This window comes from uncultured Phocaeicola sp. (assembly GCF_948499155.1).
GTDB lineage: Bacteria > Bacteroidota > Bacteroidia > Bacteroidales > Bacteroidaceae > Phocaeicola > Phocaeicola faecalis.
Map to the genome: position 1 here is coordinate 20,062 of NZ_CAOOSE010000005.1, position 25,089 is coordinate 45,150.

A 25,089-nucleotide genomic window follows, 5' to 3' on the forward strand; every position below is an offset into this window, starting at 1 on the left:
TATTATCGGGTAAACAGTTTTACCTGTACGATAGTTTCAAATTGTCGCCATTGACTCATCTCTTCACTATCACCAATCATCTGCACATCACATCATATACCGTAAGCATTCGGTTGCGTCTGTGCTTTTTTTCTGCTTTTATCAGTTTCGCACATATCTTTTGATATTAAAAACTATAATAAAGAAAGCGGAGCCCATTGTCACCTTGTTTTCTTTCATGTGCCTGATCTTCTGTATGCTATGTTATATTATTGAGAGATGATAGGCGCAACGGCCCATTTCTTTATAAAGCAGCTTCTTGAAACTGTCAAGATTGAGATGGTTGACAACAGCGTTGACTATGCGGACCATTTACATCTGGAAGTCGTATCCAAAATATAAACTTTATGCTTATCTTTACCGACATATCAGGGCTTCCTTTTTTTGATTTTGCAGCACTGGAATAAGTGAAGTTACTGGTGTGGAAACCTTTACGGACTGTGTTGTTTCTGAAAGGTATAGACATTAAATAAGATTTTATGCTGCATAGTGTCGGTTAATTATGAATAGAATAATATTTTTTTTGTTTTTCATTGTTTCACTCTGTTCTTATGGACAAAGGAGCTCCCTCTCTGCTGTACAAAAGAGAGGAAATGGGGTCACAGTTTCTCTTGAAGCAAAACAAATTGAGATTTCTTTTTTGAAGGATAATATTATACACATTCGAACCTATCCTGCAGGACAAGAACAGAAGCCTTCCCTTGTTGTAAACGATAAAGCCTTTGGAGTGCAAGGTATAAAATATCGTTCATTGCAAAATAAGATTACTTTAAAATCGGCAAAAGTAGAAGCAACTTATGATGTTTGGCAGGATAGGATTCTTTTTTCTGATGCTCAAAGCCATGATACGATTCTCGTAGAAGGTGGTAATCAGTTTTCTGAAATTGATGATTTAGGGGAAAAAGCGTATACAGTGAGCCAAACCTTCATTTTAAAGCCTGATGAAGCTATTTATGGTTTGGGGCAGTATCAGGATGGGGTTTATAATTATAGGGGGCATAAGGAGTTGCTGGTACACGCCAATCGTGAAATTGCAAATCCGGTTGTTGTATCCACTTCAAATTATGTGTTGTTTTGGGATAATTATTCTTGTTCCACCTTTGAAGATACTCTTGATGGAGCTACTTTTACTTCTGAGATAGGAGATGGCGTAAATTATTATTTGGTAGTGGGGAAAGATATGAAGGATGCCATGTCGGAATTCCGCGAATTGACAGGGAACTCACCAATGCTTCCCAAGTCGGCTTTTGGATTCTGGATGTCGAAAGAACGTTACAGGACATTTGATGAGCTTCAAAATGTGGTGAGAACTTACCGAATGAGAAATATTCCGTTAGACAACATCGTTCAAGACTGGCAATATTGGGGGGAAAACCTTGATTCATGGAATGGCATGATTTTCAATCCAATTACTCATCCTAATCCCCGAAAGGTAATTGAAGGTTTGCATCAGAAGTACCATGTTAAGTTGACGTTGTCTGTTTGGCCTGGTTTCGGAAAATCCACGAAAGTATATCAAGAGATGGATTCGGCAAATGTGTTGTATGACGTGCCCACATGGGCAGGTTACAAGGTAGCGGATATATATGCTCCTACAGCCCAAAAGATTTTTTGGAACCATCTGTATCAGGGACTTTATACAAAAGGTGTGGACTCTTGGTGGTTGGATGCGACAGAACCGGCTTATAAAGATGGGCTATATCCTGAAAAGCAGACTTTATGGAGCAAAAAAGCCGGTAAAACTTTTATCGGATCTGCCGCTCGTTATCTCAATACTTATTCGTATGTATTAACTGGGATGATGTATGAAAATTTAAGGAAACAGAGTGATAATCGCGCATTTATCTTAACTCGTTCTGCTTTTGCAGGGCAGCAGCGGTTTGGTACTTCTATATGGTCTGGAGACATCTATGCTTCTTGGGACGTATTAAAGAAGCAAATTGTAGCCGGTCTTAATATTTGTATGACCGGTATTCCTTATTGGACTACTGATATCGGTGGCTTTAGAGTGCGAAGTAAGGAAAATTCCGGTGAAGGAACAGGAGAGATAGGGACGGAAATTCATAAAAGCATATCTTCTTGTGATGGAGGATATGCGAAGGGACTTAAAGATTCTGCCTATTTGGAATTATATACAAGGTGGTTTCAATATGGGGCTCTTTCTCCGATATTCCGGGCTCATGGAACAGAAGTACCGCGTGAAATTTGGCATTTTGGTGAGCCCGGCAGCAAATTCTATGATATCCAAGTTGAGACGATACATCTTCGTTATACGCTTTTGTCGTATATATATTCAGAAGCTTGGAAGGTTACGTCAAAAGGTTCGGCCATGATGCGTGGTACAGTAGTGGATTTTTCAGGCGACCGGAAAACGTTTGATGATGGAAGCAGTTATATGTTAGGGGACGCATTAATGGTTCATCCAATAACCAGACCGATGTATTATGACCGGGAAGGTGTTATTTCGGATGTCAATACATTGGAAGGGATTTACTTACCACAACATTCCGGTATTTATTGGTTTGACTTTCACTCCAACAAATGTTATGAAGGAGGAAAAGAAATAAAATATGATGCTCCTTTAGAAACGCTGCCAATATTTGTAAAAGCCGGTTCCATTGTTCCACGTAATAAAGTGGTTCAATATGTCGCTCAAGACGATGGTTCTGAAATGACATTATCAGTTTATGCAGGTAAAGATGCAGAGTTTCTGCTTTATGAAGACGATAATGAGACTTATGCCTATGAGAGAGGAGGTTATTCAGCCATTCAAATGAAATGGAATAATACGCATCGAACGTTCACTCTGTTTGCACCTACTGGTAAAATGTCGCCTAAATTGAAGAATAGAAAGTTCAAGATTCAGATTCTTACTCCTTCGAAATCGGGGGACGTGTCTGTAGTTGAAAAAGAGGTTATGTACGACAATAAAACAATGAAACTGAAGTTTTAGTTTGCCGGGCGGTATAGATGGACTGGAGGAAAGAACGCCTGTAGACAGCGAAATATCCCTGTTTTTTATATCATATTCCATTATCAAGAAATTATTGTTATTTTTGTGCTGAATCTTAGATAAGTCCATAAATATATAATATCCTGAAAAGACATCAACCTATGAGGCTCGATGCAGAGGCGATAACCGGCAGAAAATGAATAAAGCTGCGGGTGAAAGGTTGGAGTCTGATGAAGAAATATGGGAAATGTGATATTACTATGAAAAGAAAAATATTGTTATACGTCCTTTTGCTTGTCTCTTTCACGCTTCGAGGCAATGTGTATTTTAAACATTTGGGTAAGACAGACGGATTGTCCCAAATATCAGTTATCTCCATTTGTCAGGATGAATTGGGAAGAATGTGGTTTGGCACATTGGAAGGGTTGAGTTGTTATGACGGAAATTCTATGACTGTTTATAAGCCGTCGCAAGATTCTGTCAGGAGTTTCTTGGGGAACAACGTAGATAATCTTGTCAGTGATAAACAGGGAAATCTTTTTTTTATTTCGGATTATGCACTTGTTCGTTATGATCTTCGTAAGGAGCAGTTCTCTCTTTTAAAGCAGAGGGCGAACTGTCTGCATATGCATGACCAAGAGGTGTGGGCGGCAACGCGTGATTCTGTTTTCAAATGGAATCGGCAGAAAGAGGAATTTGCTTTTGTCTATCAACTGTCGTTAAAGAAACATATCACCTATCTTTATGTGGACGACAATGAATGTGTGTGGTTGGGTACTACCGACGGACTTTATCGGGTGGATAACTTGGATAATCCGGCTCCAGTTTGTGTTATCCCCAAAGTCAATGTCCTTTCACTCTATAGAGATACGAAGGGGAAAATGTGGGTGGCTGCGTTCAGGCAAGGAATGTATACCATAGAAAATGGTATAAGCCAACAGTTTGTTGATGAGCAAAATTTTCTATTATCTAACAATGACATCCGGTGTTTTGTAGAAGACGATGAAGGTTCTATTTGGATAGGAACTTTCAATGGACTGAATAAAATAGATACGCTGGGCAATGTATCCTGTTATAAGAAAGATACGCAACCAGGAAGTTTGAAGCATTCATCCATTTTCTCGCTTTGCAAAGATTCTCAAGGAACAATTTGGGTTGGTACCTATTATGGAGGAGTGCAATACTTTAATCCTCAGGTAGATATTTTTACACATTATTCGGAAGGGGTTGGCCGGAAAGATTGTTTGAGCTTCTTCTTCGTCGGAAATATGGTGGAAGATAAACGGGGGGATGTCTGGATTTGTACGGAAGGGGGAGGATTGAATTATTTACATAGAGACTCCACACAATTTACACATTATTTGGCAGATGAAAAGGGTGTGTCTCCGTTATTCTCTAATTTGAAATGTATAGAATATGATGAAGAACGGGATTGTCTGTATATAGGTACTCACAAACAAGGTTTCTTCTGTTTTGATATAACTGCAAGAAAAGTAGTATATCATACGGAAGAGATGGGAAAATCTCTTTCCAAAATAATTTTGCGTGGAGACAGCCTTTATATTCTTTCCGGTGGAGGTCTGTATGTAAAGGACTTGAAGCAGGAGACGATGGGGCATTTATATCCGTTTATTCGGGAAACTCATCGGGCAGGTTCCTCTTTTTTGATAGATTCCAAAGATTATATTTGGATTGCCCAGCATGACCAGCTTGTGCGGATTAATATGAAGATGCCGGAAGAGAAATACATTTATAAGTATAATGAGAGGGGGCTAGGTAGATTTCAAGTGTTGAATATGGTGGAGTATACCGATGGTACTTTATACTTTGGCACTTATGGGGACGGTCTGTATGCATTCAACCCTGCGGAAAACAGCTTTAAGCAATGTTCTATTTTCGATATTCGTTATTGTTATAATTTGTCTGTTATTCAGGGCGACTATTTGGCTGTTTCCAATGAAAAAGGATTATTGGTTTATCATCCGCAAACTCAGGAGATGAAGATGATTGATGCTGAAAATCAGTTACATCTTTCTGCCATAAATGATGGATGCGGTTTATTGAGTTGTCGTGACGGTGAAGTGTTTGTCGGCGGGACCTCGGGCATGGCTTCTTTCATGAGCCACTCTTTGTTCAATCCGTCTCCCCGGTATAACCTTTATTTTTCATCGCTGTCTGTGAACGATAAACTTGTTTCGTGCGAAACATCCGACCATATATTGGAGACAGCATTGCCTTTTGCCAATCAAATTAATCTGGAGTACAATGAAAATAATATTTCAATATCTATAGCTTCGAATAGTTATATTGATAATGCTAACAGAAAGATTTATGAATATTGGCTGGAAGGGTTCAGTAATGAGTGGAATACGATTTATAATAATACAATAGTATATACAAACTTGAATCCCGGCAAATATAAGCTGATTGTACGTGAAAAGCAGCAGAGTTCACTTGATGAGGTGCATTCCATTGCGTTGGCTATTATTGTACATTCTCCTTGGTGGTCTACATGGGCGGCTTATTTGGTTTACCTTTGTATGGTTGTTGCAATCGCTTATTCATTGTTGCGGAACTGGCGTGCCCGGATGCAGTTACGCGCTTCGTTGGCACAAGAGAAGCTTGAGAAAGAAAAGAACGAAGAACTTATACAGGCAAAACTTCAGTTTTTTGCCAATATATCTCACGAATTCCGTACTCCTTTAACGTTGATTATCTCGCAGCTTGAGGCTTTATTGCAATCCGGTAACTATTCTCCGTATCTGCGGACACGTTTGCAGAAAATATATAAGAATACTTTTCATTTTAGGGAACTGATATCCGAACTTTTGGATTTCCGGAAGATGGAACGGGGAAAATTACAGCTTCATGTGTGCCGGTTGGATATCATTCTTTATCTGAAACAGATTCAGCAGGATTTTATGGATCAGGCGCAGTTGAAGAACATACAACTTGAGTTTCATACGGAGATGGAGAGTATGCAGTGTTGGTTTGACGGCCGGCAGTTGCGGAAAGTATTTTCCAATCTGTTGTCGAATGCATTTAAGCATACTCCGGAGAAGGGAAGGGTAGAGTTACAGATAGAGGAGAAGGAAACGGTTCTCGAGATAAAAGTCATCGATACGGGTGAAGGTATACCGCAAGAAGCATTGCCTTATATCTTTGACCGTTTCTATCAGGTAGATTCTGCTATTTCTTCACCGGGAAGCGGTATCGGTTTGGCTTTGTCAAAAGGAATCGTAGAATTGCATCACGGTGAAATTACAGTGCAGAGTGCGCTGCAATACGGTACTATTTTTACGGTTACATTACCTAAAAAAAATCTTTTCCGTGATGATGACTATGTGACTTTTGTTGAGCCGGAAGAGATGTTTGACAATCATTTTGCGATGCCTCTTGAAGAAGGTGGAGAACAAGAGACAGATCAGACAGGGGAGGAGGAGACTCCCGAAACGCAAGGAGATATTACAGCCAAGGATTGCCTGTTGATAGTAGAAGATAATGAAGACTTGTTGCAGATATTGACTTCATTGCTTTCTCCTTTATATCGGGTCACTATTGCCATGGACGGTAAGGAAGGATTGCAGAAGGCAATGGAAGAACATCCTGATCTTATTCTGAGTGACATTATGATGCCCGAAATGTCCGGTTTGGAGATGTGTGCCAAAATAAAGAGTAATTTTGATTTATGTCACATTCCGGTTGTGTTGCTGACTGCTTTGACTTCGGACAATAAAAAGATGGAGGGATTGCAGTGCGGGGCTGATGATTATATAGAGAAACCTTTTAATAATAAGATATTACTGGGGCGTATTGCTAATATTATACGCAACCGCAAGATGTTGAAACAAAAGTTCGGAATGGAGATGACAACTGGTACTTCTGTGGAAACTGAGATGCAAACGTTGGTATTGAATCCGATTGATGCCAAATTCTTATCAAAACTGGAGGGCATTATAAAAGAACATTTATCAGACCCGGATTTTGATGTGAACATGTTGGCTAAAGAATTATTAATCAGCCGTAGCTCGCTATATAACAAACTGAAGGCGCTGAGCTGCATGACTCCGAATGAATTTATATTGAATACCCGCTTGAAATATGCTGCCGATTTGTTAAAGAACCATACTGAGTTACAGATAAATGAGATAGCCTATCAGGTTGGATTTAACTCTCCGCGTTATTTCAGGCATTGTTTTAAGGCTTGCTTTAATCAGACACCGCAGGAGTACAGGGGCCGTTAATGGATGATATAAGGGGGGTGTGTTAAAACGTGGATAATGCTATTGTTTAGTTCGTAGGGGCGAGGTTCGCTCGTCCGAAAACATACTTGGTGTCTTCGGGCAGGCAAACCCTGCCCCTACAGCTGACGATTGGATAGACTGGTTTAGTTTTGACACACTCCCAAGAGAATTCCAACAGGCATTAAATCCGGTCTTTGTAGAATCTGTGATTTATTCGGCTGCCCATTCTTTAGCACCTTGTTCTTTTAGCTTGGCTGTGAATGCTTTTGCTTTCTCCATGCTTGAAGCTTCCTCTTCAGGTGTAGCATAAGCATGTTTAAAGCCTTTCACGGTATTCCACTCTCCACGTGTAAAATCAGGAATGGCTACGGCTGCACAGTTATTGTCCATAGAAAGTTCGCCCAATTCTGCCAGGCAACACCATTCAGCCAAGTCGTAAACATCCATATCCAAGGGAAGGCCGTTTTGCAGGCAATATACCAATCGGCTGTCCATGATAAAGTCCATACCTCCATGACCTCCTACTTCTTTTGCCATTTCTCCGTATTTCTTCAATATCGGGTGGCGATATTTGTCAACCAATGCGTCTTGTTCTGCTTTCGGCATGAATCCGTGTGCGCTCAGATTGTCTACCTGGGGCTGTACGCCTGAAGCGGCCAGTTGATCGGCGCTCAGTGCATATCCTTGTGTGGGATACTTATTGGCAAATCCTTTTGTTCCTGTCAATTGATATAAACGGTTATAAGGTTGCGGTGTCATTACATTGTGCTGAATTTCAATTACTTTTCCGTTTTCTGTGCGGATGAGGGTAGTGGTATGGTCGCCGTTGCGGAAATTATTGCAAACAGAATCGGTTCGTTGCTCCACCAATGATTTGCCGACAATCGATTTAGTATCCATGGCTACCAAGGTTTTCATACGGTCACCCCGGTGAATATTCAATGCCTGTGCGACGGGGCCCAGTCCGTGGGTGGCATACACATCACCGCGATGACGCATATTATAATCCAGTCTCCAACCTAGTTTGTCGTTTTCTCCATCTTTCCAATAATAATCCCAGAATTGATCTAAATTGTGGATGTATGCTCCTTGTGCGCGGATTACTTCGCCCAATACACCCTGTTGTGCCATATTCAGGGTGTTCATTTCAAACCAGTCGTAACAACAGTTCTCCAATAACATACAGTGTTTGCGGGTCTTTTCGCTCATGTTCACTAAATCCCAGCATTCCTTCAGGTTCATGGCTGACGGAACCTCGATTGCCACATTCTTTCCGTTTTCCAGAGCACACATGGCTACAGGAAAATGGTGTAACCAATCGGTGGCTACATAAACAAGGTCTATGTCATCGCGTTTGCAAAGTTGTTCATATCCTTTTTCTCCCGAGTAAATGGCGGCTTTGGGCATTGACGCTTTTTGCAAATACTTCTGGCATTTTTCTGCGCGCTCTTGTTTATAGTCGCAAAGTGCCACTATCTGTACACCGGGAATGTAAGTGAAACGTTCCACGGCTCCGGGACCACGCATGCCCAGTCCCACAAATCCCACACGGACTACTTCCATTTTGGGAACAGTCAGTCCGATGGCGCTTGTCTGGTCTGCCGGACGTTCGGGAGTCTTCACTACAATGGTTCCTTTGTCCCAGCTCCATTGTGTACCGTGTTCGTTGGTTTGCACAGTAGAGGTGGATTGATTGGAGCATGCTCCTAATGTGAAACATATCCCCAGGGTTAATAACTTTAATGTTTTCATGTCTTTGTCTTATTTTTATTAAATACTAGAATTATTTTGTTCTTGCTTCTGTAATCGTGTAAACGATAAAGTAACATCCGTCCGGTTTCGGTTTGAATTGGAAGCGGTTCAGTTTGGTTATACTCCGGCCTTTGTCGATATGGATGTTCTTTATACTTCTACGTTCCACGGTTTTTCCTTTTTCGTTCTTCAATTCGATACTCAGGTGTACAGTGCGTTCGTCTCCCAGATTGAATATAACAGGAGCGATTGAGTCATTCGGTCCATAAACCACATCTACATTGTCACTTGCCGCCCAAATTCGATTGAAAACCTGCTTGTTGGCATAAAAAGCTAATTTGGGTACTCCCATTGCATCTACTAACGGTTTCTGATAAGTGAACATATTGGCGCCCGACTCCAGACTGCACCATGAAAATCCGTCATATCCCAAGAGTGTCTGTTTTTTCATGGACTCCCATGCTGAGAAAGCCTGAAATGCCTGACTGATACGCCACTCTTCCGCATTGAGTTTACGGCCTATGCTGCCTTCTTCGTATCCCCATTCGTAGGACTGTAACTTGTACCAAGGCTCTTTCTTCACTAATTCCCAATTGGGCTGGGCTGCCGATTCTTCATGCTCAAAGTTAAAGTAGCATTTGTCGTTGGCTGCCAGGCAGGAAGCTGCCCAACTGTGTGGAGCTTTTCGGAGGTATGACCAATCAGCACCATATCCTGTATAGGCATCTTGACTCCCGCGAGTCATTAATTTCTCCATTAAAACAGGGGTTGGCGTCATCGGATTACCTTTGTAATCTTTTGTTCCGTCATAGTTGCCGTAATGTGTATGCTGCCAAAAAGAAGTCGGTGAAATTAACCGGCTGGTGTCGGCACTGCTAATTGTATGGAAGATACGCTCCATATAATAGTTGGAGTCGGAGATATCATGTTTCTTGAAGCGGTTGGGATGATTGCTTGCTTCCCACATCACAATGGACGGATGGTTGTAGACTTGCTTCATGAACTTGGGATAACCTTCAAAGTCAACGTTCCACGCTTCTCCTTCACGTATCCATCCGGCTGTCTGCCATAAAAGATATACACCCAGTTGGTCGGCAAACTCGGCATAACGCGGGTCGTTGATGCCGTCTATCGTATCTTTCTCGGCATGAACGTGGATGCGTAGCATATTGCCGTTCATCTTCTTTATCATGAGTAAATCTTGTGCAACCGTTTCGTCGGATACACAGCGATTGGTTTTGGAAATGGTTTCTATCGGATACCGGTTTCCCATGATTTGAGCCCCATTCAGCATCTCGGCTTTATTGTTGACATACAGAGTACCGTTCCTTTGTTCGATGGTTCTGATGCCGGTAGTCAGCATATAATCGTCTATGGCCTCTCCTTTCTCATTTCGCAAGATGACTTCTACCTTATATAAATTAGGCTGCTCGGTTTGCCATAGTTTGGGCTGTCTTATCGGTAGGTTGATAATGATTTTATTGTCTATGGCAGGGCGGATTTCAATGTCCTGTCGGGTAGAGGCAACTTTCTCACCCTCTGTAGGATACCATGAGTAGTAGTTGACTTCCACATTTCCTTTACAACTATAGACTCCGGGGTATTGGAGAATAATCTGATTGGTTTGTATTGCCTGATTGTCGGCAATGGAAGCTGTATGGACAAACACATTCTTTATCATGCACCGGTCGGTAAGTATCAGTTCTGTTCTACCCAATTGCCAACCTATGTAAGGATCTGAAGGCGAGTGTAACATTAAGTGTCGGGCCTTGTATGGTTTCACGCGGACAGCTATCAGATTTTCGCTATTCGGTTTTAGGTAATCCGTTACATCCAAGTCATAAGGATGGCGGTTGTTTATTACGGCTACCGGTTGTCCGTTTATCCATACTTCCCCTCCTGGATCCAGTGTCTCCAGCTTTAGCACGGCACGGCCGAAATCTTTTACATGTACTTTCTTTCTTAGATAATAACTCTCTTCTCTTTCTCTGAGGCCTCCGTGAGCGGATGGAAGATTAACAGTTTGCCAACACTGGTCGTTATATGTTGGATTCTGCCAGCCGTCTATGGGCAATACTTCTTCGAAATCTTCATCCAGAAGAAGACTGGTATAATAAGGAGTATGTTGGTTGGTGCTGTCTGCTGTAAAGTTGAACAGCAGTATATCATCTATAACTGTTTCTCCTTGCAGAGAGGTTAGTTTGATACGATTGATTTCTTGTTCCAAGGTCGTATCTATGGGACATTCTAAAATCGTCTCTCCGTTGACAGTTACGAAAAAGCGGTGATTGGGTATGTCACCATAGATTTCCAACTTTATTTTTGGATCAAAATTGAATGGTGCGGTTTGTTTGTGCCGACCGGATTGTGTCATTATTTTATCTGTTGCCAGCACGATGGACAATAAGGTCTTGTCTCCTTTATTGAAAGCAAGGGTAAAGTTAGGGCTCAGTTTATCCAATGTGGTGTTGAATTTAAAGCGCCAGTCTATTTTGCCTACTTCTCTTTCTGTGCTGCCATTATTAAGCTTTAGTCCGCCATTGGCAATAGTGGCTTCCGGCGCACTGGCCCATAGCCTCCATTGCTGCCTCTGTTCTTCTGCTTTTCCCGGTCGATGCCCATATGCCTGCCAATCAGACAAACGCAACGTCCGTCGCACCTTTGTTAATGGTTGTGGTTTTATATTTTGCACTACACCTTGGGCTTCTCCTATAGCCAGCAGTGGTTGGCTCAGTTGCGGATTTCCCCAAAACTCAGCAGAGTAAGCGGCATATTTATTTAAGAAGTCGATGCGTTGGTCGAGATTCATCCATTCGGTCTCCCCATGAAAATCACTATCTCCGTTTGCTTTTGTGTCAGAGGTAATATATCGCATCTCAAAAGTTGCAATACGTTGTGCGCTGACGTGCAATGCAAGTAAGATGAATGACACTAATATGTATACTATTTTTCTCATTCTCTTATAAATTAGCGAACTAAGTTCTTGGTTTCTCCGGCTTTCATTTCCACTTCTTCAACTTTCTTTGTGAATGGGTTAAAGATTTTCAGCTTTCCTCCTTTTTCCGATTGAACTTTGATATATTCCACCTTTCCGTCTTTGTAACTTGCGGTAATCAGAAAAGCTCCCATCGCGCGCATATTACGGAAAGAGGCGTTTTGCCAAGATTCGGGGATGGCGGGGAAAACTTTGATGACCCCGGTATGACTCTGTAATAACATTTCTTGGATGGCAGAGGCACACGCAAAATTTCCTTCTAAGGTGAAAGGCCGGTAGGTAAGGCCGGAATAACCTTTTTTAAGTTGGTCACCATTGAGATGGAAACTGTTGGGTGAGCAGAATGCTTTGATGAAGATGTGCAATGCACGTGCTGCAGCATCTCCGTTGAAAACACGAGCATGGAAGTTGGCTAGCCAACTGTAAGTATACCCACACCAACCGTTTACTCCCATCTCTTCGGTGTGATGAATGGAACGTTTAATTAACTTTTCCATTTCTTTTCCTTGTGAAATGTCTAATAACCCAAAAGGATGGATAGCCAGCATGTTCGACAGGTGGCGGTGACTATAGGCTAGCGGGTAGTTCGGTGCAATAGTTAGTCCGGTGGAGTCTACTGCAAAATCAGGCCACTCTTCGTTTTGTGATTTCCAGTGCTTGGCCTCTTCTTTCAGTCCTAATGCTTCTGCCATATCAGCAGCAGCTTTATTAGTAAATCGGATGCATGCCAAATCATAATTGGTCGTTTCTTTAAACCACGCATCCCAATCATTGTTATTTATTTCAGGCGAACTTGAAATAGGTAATTGTCGCTTTCCGTTTTTATTTTTTACAGAGATGTTTTCAAAAAAACGTGCTGCTTCCTTTACCCAAGGATAGGCTTGTTCTTTCAGAAAAACCTCGTCGGCAGAATATTGCCATTGTAGATAAAAATGATGAACCAACCAGCCGGCTGCTGTAGGTGAGTGGGAGTATTGATTCCATCCTCCCAGATTCCGTCCATCGAGTGTAGATATACAAGGTACGTTCAGTCCTTCTACATCGAAAAACTGGCGGGTATATGCTTGCCCGTTCTCTTTTATCTTCCAAAGCCAGTCTGTAAAAACAGAAGATTCTTCCAGATGATTGGATGCATAGCCCGGCCAATAGCTAAGTTGGGTATTTAGGTCGTTGTGGAAGTCACCGCGCCAAGGTGGAGTTTGTCCGTTGTCGGCAGTCCATACGGCTTGGAGGCAGATAGGGGGAGCGTCTTTACGTGAGGCTGCACCAAACTTATACATTTCAAGATACCATTGACGTTCCAATACTTTGTCGGGGAGATTGATTTCACATTGTTGCCAATACTGTTTCCACCATTCTGTATGCTCTTTGCGGGCAGTTGAGAAATCTTTGGTATGGTTCTTCATCTGTTTCCCTGCAGAAAGAGATTCGCTATACCAAGTGCCATCTGTTGTGATGCAAAATACACCTTCCATTGTACTGTCATCTATGTACTCCCACTTCAAATCGGTTTCATAAGAGACATCACCATATACTTTCTGACGATAATTGATATGATTTTCTTTGTTGACAATCTTTCCATTCTTATACCCTAACCGAGAAAGAGAGTTATGTTGCTCTTTCTCTCCTTCTTTCAGTTCAAAAGAAGGAGATTGGAGATTAATGGCTATCTTTTCCGGTAGATGAACGAAACGGAAGTAACCTTTCTTATCTACTGCATTCGTAAAAAAATATCCTTTGGTTCCATTCTTCCATGTAATAGTGCAGATGGCTGTCATTACATCCAGGTCTACACTTGCCACTTCACCTAATTGTCCGATGGCAAATTCCAATGCACCTGCAGGAAGCTTGGTGGGTGCAATGTCTTTTTGTGTACGTGCGTCTATTACTTCATATATCGGTTTCATGTCTTTCTTGTCTACTGCCTCGCAGATAGCCTTATAGCTATACTTTGGGCCGTTGAATTCTTTTACCGGACGCAAGTCCCATAAGTCGGCCCGATCCAAGGCCAGGCGTAATTTACCATCTTTCTGATACACAAGTGCCCCCATGATACCGTTTCCCAAAGGAACAGCCTCGTCCCAGCGGTTGGGAAGGGTACTGAAATGCAGGCCGTGCTTTATGGCTGTTTCCTGTTCTAAACAGGAGGCAGATACAAACGGTAAATTGGGTTGTTTTAAGTCGGAGGCAGGTGTGGCATATACATTGCCTACGACCAGACCTGCCAGGTATAAAATAGCCATTTGTCGACTCCAATGGTTTGAGCTGTTTTTTTTCATAATAATCGAATTAATAAATGTTTCTATTGGTTTACTTCTTAAAGCACTTCACACGTTGTCCGTCATAACCTACTGCCATGATATAGGCAGCGCCTTCCGGCCAATCTTTGATAGTTTCATGTATTAATTATTATCAAAGTCTTTTGCTGCTCATCCGTACCGTCACCTTACCGTCTGTTCCTTTGAACGAACATTCTGCTTCAAGCATGGTGATACCCTCGATAGGTTTTTCTCCCTTATAAGTATTCTTGGCCGGATAAGTCTTGAACACTGCACCGGCAGGAGCAGTTATCTGCATATAAAAATGCTTGCCATTACGCATAAAGTGAGCTTTGTTTCCGTTCACTTCTACATTGGCTTTGGTGCCGGCTACCCATGACACCTTTGAACTGGCATCAAGCAACTTCACTTCATCTTCTATTTCCATAGTATGACTGTTGAGTAGTGTGAATTTGCGATAAGCACTTTTTGCTTTTTCCTTGTACACTTCACATAAGTTCAGTTTGACGGAAGGCTGCTTGGCTTCGGGATGTTCCTCGCAGACAAAAGCATGGCCATTGGCATATTGCAGGCTATGGTCTATGTTGATGACATTGTGCGAGAAATTGTTGTTGCGGAAGTATTTCCAACGCTGGCCACCGGGCTTCCCATCCCAGAAACCGGGCAAGTCGTAGTCATCGGCACCGAGGTCTTCTGTCCAAAGCACACCGTCACTTTCTACAATGAATGTGCCGCAATCCATTTGCTGATGTGCCTGATTGGGTAAACCGCCTTTGGCTACTAAATAGATAGAACCCCTTTTGTTGCGGTCACCGTTGAACACCACAATGTCATTAATCTTGTTGTGATACACTTCCATGGCAGGCACAGTGCTTGTTTTACCGGTAGGAGTGTTGTCAAACCAAGGTAAGGAGAGAAAGAAGAGTTGGTCGAACATTCTGGCACCATGCAGTGCTTTAGCCACTTCGTTTCTATTCCAGGCGGATACTTCGGGCTGATGGAACATTTTACCATACAGAAAATAGGCGGGACCGCCAAAAGACTCATGTCCGATACCTGCATTGCCGAAATAGAACGGATGTCCTGATGGGGTGAGTGTGCGTATCTGGTAAAGTGCTGTACGGTTGATACCCGGCAATTGGGCAATGCCTCCCTTATCTCCGCCATTGTCTGTTACCGCTTTCAAGTACATGGAAAGGTAGCGGTTGGTGTATCCCCAATAGGCGGGCCCTTCGTAACATACACCGTCGGGAGCAAAAAGTTTCAGGCAGTTGGGCATGTATTTGGCGGCATTTTCTAAGATGACACCGGTTTCTTGGGGATAGTCTTCGGCTACAGCCAATGCGCCCAATACCATACCGGTGTTACATACCACGTTCCAGTTGGTTTCACGCTTTGCCCAACTGCCCGGTCCTCCTTTTTCGTATTCGCGCAACACCCGATGAATCGCATTCTTGTAGATACTCGCTTTGACTAGCTGTTTTGTAGCGTGTGGAAGTTCGGCAAAAAGCCAGTCGTAGGCAATGGCTACTGCTGCAGTCATTTCGGCTGTATCAAGGTAGTGCTTTGGGTCCCAATCAGGGAAGTTACACACCCACAAGATGGCATCATTGGCTGCGTTTAAATATTTATCTTCACCATAGATGCGGTAGGCTAATGATAAAGTACCCAACCGATAGACATAAGCACGTGAAGTCCACAACATATTACCGTATTTATCCATTTCGTATGGCAATTGTGGTGCCTCTGCTATGGAATCGGCTTGTGCTTTCAAATACAACGCCAATTCACCGGCCAATGGCTCGCTCTTTATCAATTCTTTCACTTCCGAGGTTTCGGCTCCGGTAAATAATAGACGGGGATGGTTTGGCAGCCAATTTTGTTGTCCCCATGCACTGCAAGTTAAAAGTAGCATGGCCAAAAGCATGATGCTTTTTCCTATGCGGTTCGTTGAAATGATAACGTTCTTCATAATAAATGATTGGTTAGGGCGTTGCTTATTTAATTTGTTCTATTCTTATTTGATTGCACAAAAATAAGAATATAAAATATAATGTAGGGGGAAATATCATCTACTTGACGGGTGCTTTCCGTTCAATGAATAAAAATTTAAATTATATTAGAGACAGCCATAAAAATGGCTGAAATCTTTTGGTTACAAAGTCTCCGTATCAGCCGAATCGTTTTCTTCCTTCTTCCTTTCATTAGCCGTTGAAACGCCCTGCTGATAGGGGTTCCGGTGGTGAATGGGCATCTTGTTGTCGTCCTTTCAGCCTCCCTTCATTCGTCAAAAAGGAAATCGCTGAAGGTAGATTGTGAAGGGACTTGGAAAGCGCGGCTGAAGGGAGGATGAGGGGATGTACTGTCATCTTTAACCGGTTGTTCGTCTGTGTGTTAAATTTAAAATGTAAGGATGAAGGGACAAGGAGGAATGAACAACTTTGTGAGAGGAGGCAAGCCGCCCTTACATTAAAAACACACCGAGCTTTTTTAAAAAGGTGCTGAAGTTTTTTGAAAACATAACGAGCTTTTTTAAAAACACAAAGGTCTTTTTGCAACATTCACAACACGTACGGTGGCATAAGCCTATACGTACGGTGGCATAAGCCCACACGTATATACGCATCGGGCTACACGGACGTACGCATAAGCCTGCACGTATATATGTCATTGTGTCAGGCTCCGTCAGGCTATTGGAAAAAGGATGAAATTTGTTCCTTTAACTTTTATTCTTTGTACGGAAATGTATCTTGTTGTACAAATATGTACCCTGTGCTGCAAACGTTAAAAATATAAGGGTACAAGTATACTCCTCTCAAAAACACAAATGTACCCCTGCTCCTATGTACTATTCGTATAAATTTGCAGCAAAACCTTAAAATTATATAGGACTATGTATCAACAGAAAAAACAGTGGTGTGTTTTACATACCAAGCTATTCAAACTTTTTGTGGGAGGAGCTTTGGTGTTGGCGGTAAGTCCGGCTTATGCAGCCGGAGGTAATCCTTCCGATATCAGTTCCACAAATTCTTCTCTTATCGTACAGCAGAATGGCCGTACTATTACAGGTACGGTAATCGATGAAACCGGTGAAACTGTTATTGGTGCCAATGTGGTTGTAAAAGGAACGACTAACGGTTCTATTACGGATGTGGATGGCCGGTTCTCATTAGACAATGTACCTAATGGTGCTGTCTTGGTTGTCAGTTTTGTAGGGTATGAAGACCTGACTGTGAAGGTCGGCACTCAAAGCACACTGACTATTAAGTTAAAGGAAAGTAGCGAACTTATAGATGAAGTAGTGGTAGTGGGCTATGCTTCACAAAAGAAAGTAAACTTGTCCGGTTCTGTTTCTTCCGTCAATATGGATGATATCGCAGAGAAACGTCCTATCACCAATCTTTCTTCCGGTTTGGCAGGTATGGCAGCAGGTGTTTCGGTAACATCAGCCAGCAATAAGCCGGGTGATGACAATGCCTCTATTTTAGTACGTGGTCAAGGTACTTTGAATAACTCTTCGCCACTGGTTATTATTGATGGGGTAGAAAGTAATATTAACACTGTTGCTCCTCAGGATGTAGAAAGCATGACTGTATTGAAAGATGCCGCATCTGCATCTATCTATGGTAGCCGTGCTGCTAATGGTGTTATTTTGATTACTACTAAAAAAGGTAAAAGTGGAAAGGTCAATGTAGATTATACTGGCTATGCTTCATTGGAATCAATTGGTAGAACATTGGATCCGGTGTCAAATTATGCTGATTATATGGAATTGATGAATGAAGCTTATAGTAATTCCGGCCAACCGGGACGTTTCTCGGAAGCTACCATTAAGGAATGGCGTGATGACAATGGTAGGAATCCATTGATATATCCTAATACCAATTGGATTGACGAAGTTTTTGATACAGCTGTTGCCACCAATCACAATCTTTCGGTAAGCGGTGGTAGTGAGAAGATTAATTTCTATACTTCTTTTGGTTATAACAATAATCCGGGAGTCATGGAAAATTCCGGTTATGAACGTTATAATTTCCGTTCTAATGTAGAGGCTAAAATCACTAAATGGTTGACTTTAGGTGCAAAAGTGAGTGGGTACTTAGCAAACATTGATTTGGGACAGGATCGGGTAGACGATATGTTCACTTATGGTGTGGCAAGTACTCCAGGCTTGGTGCTTCGTCATGATGGACGTTACGGTGCTATGCAGAATCCTGAAGATGATGCGCAAGCCAATAACCCATTGTGGTGGTTGAACCGTGAAATAGGTGAGAAGAAAGAACGTAATGTACGCGCACAGTTCAATGGAACCATCACTCCTCTGAAGGGATTGAGTATTTCGGGCTCTTATTCTTATGAACTTACGGATAAAGATAATTGGGAAAAGTCTAATTTTAATGACCGTTGGAATTTTGCAACAGAGACAATGACTCAAAAGGACAGTGGTCAGAGTTATGTATACAATTACAACCGTAAGATTGAACGTATATTTATGGATGGTGTAATACGTTATGAAAACAAGTTCTTCAATAATCGTTTTGATTTGAATGCGATGGTAGGTGCCAGTCAGGAAATGCGCCGTGACCGTAGCTTCAGCGCACAAAGATATGATTGGCTGGACTCTTCTGTCGATGTAATCAACGGTGCCACCGGTGAGTCGACAACAAGTGGTTCACATTCCGAATGGGCTATGCGCTCGTTCTTTGGACGTATTAACTTGGGTTGGGATAATAAATACTTGTTGGAAGTCAACCTTCGTGCTGATGCGTCTTCACGCTTTTCTAAGGACAAGCGTTGGGGATATTTCCCCTCTATGTCTGCCGCTTGGCGTATGGAGCAGGAATCATTTATGGCAGGTACCCGCAATTGGCTGGATGCTTTAAAACTGCGCGTGTCTTATGGTCAGCTTGGTAATAATGACTTGAAAGGCAACGATTATGCTGCAGTTCCGGTTTATGCTCAGAGCAACTATGTATTAAATGGTAATAAAGCGGTAGGATTGGGCATGACTTCTATCTCGAATACGAGCTTGACTTGGGAAAGCACAGCCATTACTAATATTGGTGTGGATTTTGGAGTATTGAATAACCGTTTGAACGGTTCTTTGGAATATTTCTATAAAAAGACATCAGATATTTTGATTGACCTTCCTGCTCCGTTGGTTCACGGTACAGCCGGAATTCCTATCCAAAATAGTGCGGAAGTAGTGAATAAAGGTTTTGAACTGACTTTGAATTGGGCGGATAAAATCAATGATTTCCACTATAATATCGGTGCCAACCTTACTTTTGTGGATAATGAAGTAACCAAGTTCAAAGGTGATGAGGCTAGTTATAGCGGTACTGCCATGATTAAAGAAGGATATGGCATTAACACTCAATACATCTATATTGCAGACCGTATCATTCAGACACAGGCGGATTTAGACTATGTACAGTCGCTTGTTGATAATCCCAGATTGGATGAAGCAGGCAATCCCATTAACTATTTCAAGAACTTTAAGCGTCCGGAGCTTGGTGACGTGCTTTATAAGGATATGAATAACAACGGTTATTTGGATGATGACGACAGAGTGGCCAGAGGTCATGGAGATACTCCGCGCTTCTTGTTCAACTTCAACTTGGGATTTGAATACAAAGGTTTCGACTTCTCAACGGTATTGTCCGGTACAGGCAGCTATAAAGTGCAATATACGCACATGCGTTCCTCATATTTGACTTTCGGTAACCAGATTAGTAAAGAAGTAGCTGATAACTGCTGGCATGAAGGTGTGACAAACGCTAAGTATCCGCGTCTGATGTCCAATGGCGACAGCCGCAATACTCGTCAGAGCACCATTTGGGAAACAGACAAGTCCTATTTTAAAATCCGTAATATTCAGTTAGGATATACTCTCCCTCAAAAATGGGTTCAGGCAGCCTCTTTGAGTCGGGTACGTTTATTCTGCAGTTTAGAGAACTTCTTTACATTTACAGATTATGCCGGTATGGATCCGGAAACAAACAAGTTTACTTATCCGACCATGCGTCAGGCATCTTTCGGACTTAATGTTTCATTCTAAATTAATGATAATACCAATATGAAAAAATATTTATTACTTTTAGCAGTGGCAGGATTGATGAGCAGTTGCTATGACTTGGATCAATATCCGCACGATAAATTGAGCTCTGCTACTTTTTGGCAAACAGAAGAGCATGCTCACCAAGGCATGATGAGTATCTATGCCCAAATGAAACATGAACAGACATACGGCACTTATTTTGGTGTAGATGCTTTAGGAGAAATTTCATTTGGACGTTATGAGTCTGTTATTTATGGAAGCTATACGAATAGTAACGGTGATGTTAGTAGCAAATGGTCTGCACTTTATGAAGGTGTGGCTCGCGCTAACCTTTTGTTGCAGAATATCGATAGAGTGGATATAACTGATGCGTTGAAAGCTCAATATAAGGGAGAAGCCAAATTCATGCGTGCTCTTTACTACTTCCAATTGTTGGATTTCTGGGGCGGTGTGCCTTTATATGATGAAACGACTATCATTAGTGATGATTTCATGAATATGAAAAAGCCTCGTAGCAGTGCGGAAGAAATCAGACAATTCATTCTGGACGATTTGGAGGAAGCGATTGACGTATTACCTGTAAAATGGGAACAGAGTGAATATGGTCGTGCTACACGTGGTGCTGCTGTTGCATTAAGGGGTAAAGTAAAACTCTTCAATCAAGATTATAGCGGTGCTGCAACAGATTTTGAAGAAGTAGTGAATGATCCTAGTGGAAGAGGCTACGGTTATAAACTTTATGATAGCTATCCTGATTTGTTCAAACCCGAAGGAGACTGTAGTGATGAAATGATTTTCGCTGTTCAGAATTCCGGTGGAGTCGGCAATGATAGCGGTCTGCCTTCCGGTCTTTATATGGGTAGCCGTTCTTCTTTCGGAGGTGGTTGGAACAATAGCATACCTACGGATATTTTGGTAGATATGTATGAAATGAAAGATGGAAAACCATTTGATTGGGAAGATTATATTCCAGGATTTACGACCAGTCAGGCGATTCAAAAGGAAACTTTTTTAGCAGAACTGACAAATAATGTGGTTTCTAAATATCCTGAAAAGAAGGAATTGCTTCGCCAGATTTATGAAAATCGTGACCCGCGTTTGGAACAAACAGTTCTTACTCCGTATGCGCATACTCTAGGGGCAGTAGGTCGTACTCCTAAAGAAATGGAATTGGTATTGGCGAAAGGAACAAATGAGAATTATGGCTATATTCGCAATAATCGTGGTTGGTATGACTATATATGGCGCAAGTTTGTGCCGGAAGGTGACATGAATGGAGAAATCAATGACCGTTATCACGTGCCTATTAACTTCCCGATTATTCGTTATGCAGATGTATTGCTAATGTTGGCCGAATGTTATAATGAGATAGGTAGACTGGATGATGCCGTGGCTTTAATCAATCAGGTTCGTCAGCGTCCGTCCACTAATATGCCGGCTTTGAATAGTGGTCCGTCTTGGCTTGAAGCTCGCACTCATGATGAAGTGTTCCAGCGTATTGTTCACGAACGTGCGGTTGAGTTGGCAGCCGAGGGACATCGTTTTGGTGATTTAAAGCGTTGGAAGCTTTGCGAAGAAAAACTAAACTTCAAATATGATGATATCTTAGGTAATGACCGTTATACTCGTAAGTTTGTTGAACGTGATTATTTATGGCCCATTCCTCTAACAGAACTTGAGCGTAATCCTGATTTGAAATCACAACAGAATCCGGGTTGGTAATTTGAAATCATTAAGGTAAAAAGGTTGGGAAATAGATTCCGCCTACTAATCAGTAGTCTTCTGGTGTGTAGGCGGGATTTTCCTGTCCGTTCAACAGTCTGAGGCTGTCATTTCATCCTCTCTCAAAAAGGGCTTGGTTTTATTCAGAAAGAACTACAGCTTTTTTTTGAAAAGACTTGGACTATCCATACAGTCTCATCTGTAATACTGTAACGGATGTCTTTCAGACAGTATGTAATAGAAATGGAGAATAAATGTAGAGGGAGAAATTGTCCAAATGGGGTATGTTTTGTCCAATTCAGAGGGTGCTTTTTATGCATATAATGCCCTATTTCCCACTTTCTTCGTTAAAAATGCAGGAATGTACGTTTTCTCTCCTTTATAAGATTGATGTTCCTTCTTTTTACATTCAATGCCTATATCTTTGCAGTAAACCTATTTGAAATTAACACCATTAAAAACATGAATATGATAAAAAAAAACTTCGGCTTGTTCACGGCTCTTTTGTTTTCGTGTGTGACAGGCAATGTGCAAGCTCAAAATTCCGAAAAGGAATTTATTCAAGAAAATATGGAATTTGCAGCCAAACAGTATAATCTGATGCTGAAGACTCCGAGTCAGGGAAAAAATGGCAGTGGCGTGATGCCCCACAGTATGCGTAAAGACGGAACGGTATCCAAAGGAAGTATTTACTTATGGACAGCCGGTTTCTTTCCGGGCAGTTTATGGTATATCTCCGACTTCTTAGGTGATAAGGCTTTGCAGGATTCTGCCTTGGTTTATACGCAGAAGATGGAGCCTTGTAAGACTTTTACAGACAATCATGACATCGGTTTCATGATGTATTGCAGCTACGGCAATGCGAATCGTTTTGCACCGAAAGCCGAATACGAGGACATTTTGACTGAATCGGCTAAATCACTCTGTACGCGTTTCCGTCCTAAAGCCGGTGTGATTCAGTCATGGAACGGTTTCCGTTCTTGGCACGGTGATAAAGTCTATGACTTTCCTGTTATCATTGATAATATGATGAATTTGGAGTTGTTGTTCCACGCCAGCAAGGTGACAGGTGATGACACTTATAAGAAAGTAGCTGTTTCGCATGCCGAAAAGGTGATGAAGAATCAAATCCGTAAGGACTACAGTCACTATCACATTATCTATTATGATAAAGAGACCGGAGCTCCTATCAAGGGAGAAACCTCTCAGGGTTATTCCGATAATTCTTGTTGGTCGAGAGGCCAGTCTTGGGGTATTTACGGGTTTACTTTGTGCTATCGCGAAACCGGTGATAAACGTTTCCTGAAAACAGCTCAAGGCATGGCTGATTATTATCTGGATCATCCTAATCTGCCTAGCGATAAGGTGGCGTGGTGGGACTTCAATGCTTGGGAAGAAGGTTATGTTCCCGGTGTACGTTCCAAAGCCAGCATTACGCCTATTCTGTATCGTGATGCTTCAGCCGCTGCTTGCACAGCTTCGGCTTTGATGGAGCTGAGTACTTATGTGAAGGGTGCCAAGAGCAAAAAATATTTGGAAGGTGCCAAGCAGATTCTTCATTCGTTGGGCAGCCCTGCTTATCGTGCCAAATTGGGTGAGAACGCTGATTTCATTCTGAAGCATAGCACCGGTGCCATTCCGCATGGTGGTGAAATCGATGTGCCTTTGACGTATGCAGATTACTATTTTATAGAAGCTCTGCATCGCTATAATAAATTATTGAATAATGAATCTCTCTTCTAATAAATAATGACTATGAAACGATTAAATTACTTTGCTTTGTTGTTGGTTTTTCTAATGGCAATGCCTGTTTCTTCTTTGCAAGCTAAAAATAAGAAAGATAAAGCTGCGAAAGAACAACAAACGACTACCGGTGCACAAGACCGTGCCGTTTGGGTGGAGCTTATGTGGAAAATCGCCTATCCTGTGATTCATAATCTGGCAGAGAACACATTGCGTCAGAATATGCCGATAGAATCTCCGAGCGGAAATCCGAAAGGCTATGATGAAATCACCCATTTGGAAGCTGTCGGTCGTACATTGGCAGGCGTAGCTCCCTGGTTGTCGCTGCCCGATGACGATACCGAAGAGGGAAAACTTCGCAAGCAGATGCGTGAAGAAGTGTTGAAAGGATTGAAAAATGCCGTTGATCCGAATTCGCCGGATAAACTGAATTTTACGAAACAGCCACAGCCTATCGTGGATGCCGCTTATCTGGTACATGCTTTCTTGCGCGCTCCTAAAGCACTTTGGGAACCGTTGGACGATGTGACCAAGCAACGCTATATTGAATCGTTGAAGGCTTTGCGCAATCGTACCGGTGCTTACAATAACTGGTTGATTTTTACGGGACTGAATGAGTCTTTCATCAATTGGGCAGGGGGTGAGTGTGATCCATTCCGCCTGAAGATTGCCAAGAATAAAGTGAGAGAATGGTATGCAGGTGACGGCTGGTATTGCGATGGTCCCAAATTCAGTATGGACTATTATAATTCTTATGTATTGAATCCGATGTATGTGGCTATGCTTGAAACATTGGCATCCAAAAAAAGAGCTGGTCAGAAAGAAGTGGATGAAGCTATGGCACGTATGATACGCCATGCCGAATTTTGTGAACGTATTATCGGGCCCGACGGTACTTATCCGGCTTTGGGACGTTCGGTGACTTACCGTTCGGCGGCTTTCCAGTCATTGGCGGATGTAGCTTTGCGTGAGAAATTGCCGGCTCATTTGAAACCTGCCCAGGTGCGTTGTGCTTTGACTGCCGTACATCGCAATTTATATGAAGGTAATCAGAACTTTGACAAGAACGGTTGGCTGGTTTTAGGGTTTAATGGACATCAACCCGAAGCTGCCGACGGTTATACTTCTACCGGCAGCCTTTATATGGCGACTTTGAGTTTCTTGCCGTTAGGACTCCCTGCCGACAATGCTTTTTGGACAGAACCTTATGAAGACTGGACTACCAAAAAGGCATGGAAAGGAGAACACCTGCATAGAGATTATAAGGTGGAATATTAATATGGAACTAAAAGAAGAAAAAG

10 protein-coding genes are annotated in these 25,089 nt (G+C 42.1%); 6 read left to right on the forward strand and 4 right to left on the reverse strand.

Annotated features, from left to right (window positions below; all coding sequences use genetic code 11):
* Nucleotides 1–541 precede the first annotated feature (541 nt).
* Nucleotides 542–2,992: a TIM-barrel domain-containing protein gene (locus QYT14_RS05660; RefSeq protein ID WP_288325898.1), complete on the forward strand. Its 2,451-nt coding sequence runs from the start codon at nt 542–544 to the stop codon at nt 2,990–2,992.
* Between the two features lie 260 nt (nt 2,993–3,252).
* Nucleotides 3,253–7,236 carry a two-component regulator propeller domain-containing protein gene (locus QYT14_RS05665; RefSeq protein WP_288325896.1) on the forward strand — a complete coding sequence of 1,328 codons (3,984 nt, stop codon included), beginning with the start codon at nt 3,253–3,255 and terminating at the stop codon, nt 7,234–7,236.
* A gap of 210 nt (nt 7,237–7,446) precedes the next feature.
* On the opposite strand, the gene QYT14_RS05670 is transcribed toward QYT14_RS05665, so the two are convergent.
* The 4 genes from QYT14_RS05670 to QYT14_RS05685 all read right to left on the reverse strand — a co-directional run bounded on the left by QYT14_RS05670 (nt 7,447) and on the right by QYT14_RS05685 (nt 16,234).
* Nucleotides 7,447–8,988 (reverse strand): Gfo/Idh/MocA family oxidoreductase, encoded by a 1,542-nt coding sequence (locus QYT14_RS05670; protein WP_288325894.1) that lies wholly within the window; start codon nt 8,986–8,988, stop codon nt 7,447–7,449.
* A 31-nt stretch (nt 8,989–9,019) separates the two neighbouring features.
* On the reverse strand, nt 9,020–11,944 hold the full coding sequence (locus tag QYT14_RS05675; RefSeq protein ID WP_288325892.1) for a glycoside hydrolase family 2 TIM barrel-domain containing protein: 2,925 nt from the start codon (nt 11,942–11,944) through the stop codon (nt 9,020–9,022).
* Between the two features lie 11 nt (nt 11,945–11,955).
* Nucleotides 11,956–14,226, reverse strand: coding sequence for a glycoside hydrolase family 95-like protein (locus QYT14_RS05680; protein ID WP_289307579.1), 2,271 nt, complete (start codon nt 14,224–14,226; stop codon nt 11,956–11,958).
* A 169-nt stretch (nt 14,227–14,395) separates the two neighbouring features.
* Nucleotides 14,396–16,234: a heparinase II/III family protein gene (locus QYT14_RS05685; RefSeq protein ID WP_288325888.1), complete on the reverse strand. Its 1,839-nt coding sequence runs from the start codon at nt 16,232–16,234 to the stop codon at nt 14,396–14,398.
* Nucleotides 16,235–17,155: 921 nt separating this feature from the next.
* Here QYT14_RS05685 and QYT14_RS05690 point away from each other — a divergent pair.
* The 4 genes from QYT14_RS05690 to QYT14_RS05705 all read left to right on the forward strand — a co-directional run bounded on the left by QYT14_RS05690 (nt 17,156) and on the right by QYT14_RS05705 (nt 25,066).
* Nucleotides 17,156–20,323: a TonB-dependent receptor gene (locus QYT14_RS05690; RefSeq protein ID WP_288325886.1), complete on the forward strand. Its 3,168-nt coding sequence runs from the start codon at nt 17,156–17,158 to the stop codon at nt 20,321–20,323.
* 18 nt (nt 20,324–20,341) lie between these two features.
* Nucleotides 20,342–22,045 carry a RagB/SusD family nutrient uptake outer membrane protein gene (locus QYT14_RS05695; protein WP_288325884.1) on the forward strand — a complete coding sequence of 568 codons (1,704 nt, stop codon included), beginning with the start codon at nt 20,342–20,344 and terminating at the stop codon, nt 22,043–22,045.
* A gap of 468 nt (nt 22,046–22,513) precedes the next feature.
* Nucleotides 22,514–23,788, forward strand: coding sequence for a glycoside hydrolase family 88 protein (locus QYT14_RS05700; protein WP_289307287.1), 1,275 nt, complete (start codon nt 22,514–22,516; stop codon nt 23,786–23,788).
* Between the two features lie 12 nt (nt 23,789–23,800).
* A complete protein-coding gene (locus QYT14_RS05705) occupies nt 23,801–25,066 on the forward strand; it encodes a DUF2264 domain-containing protein (protein ID WP_288325880.1) in 1,266 nt (421 codons plus the stop codon).
* Nucleotides 25,067–25,089 lie beyond the last annotated feature (23 nt).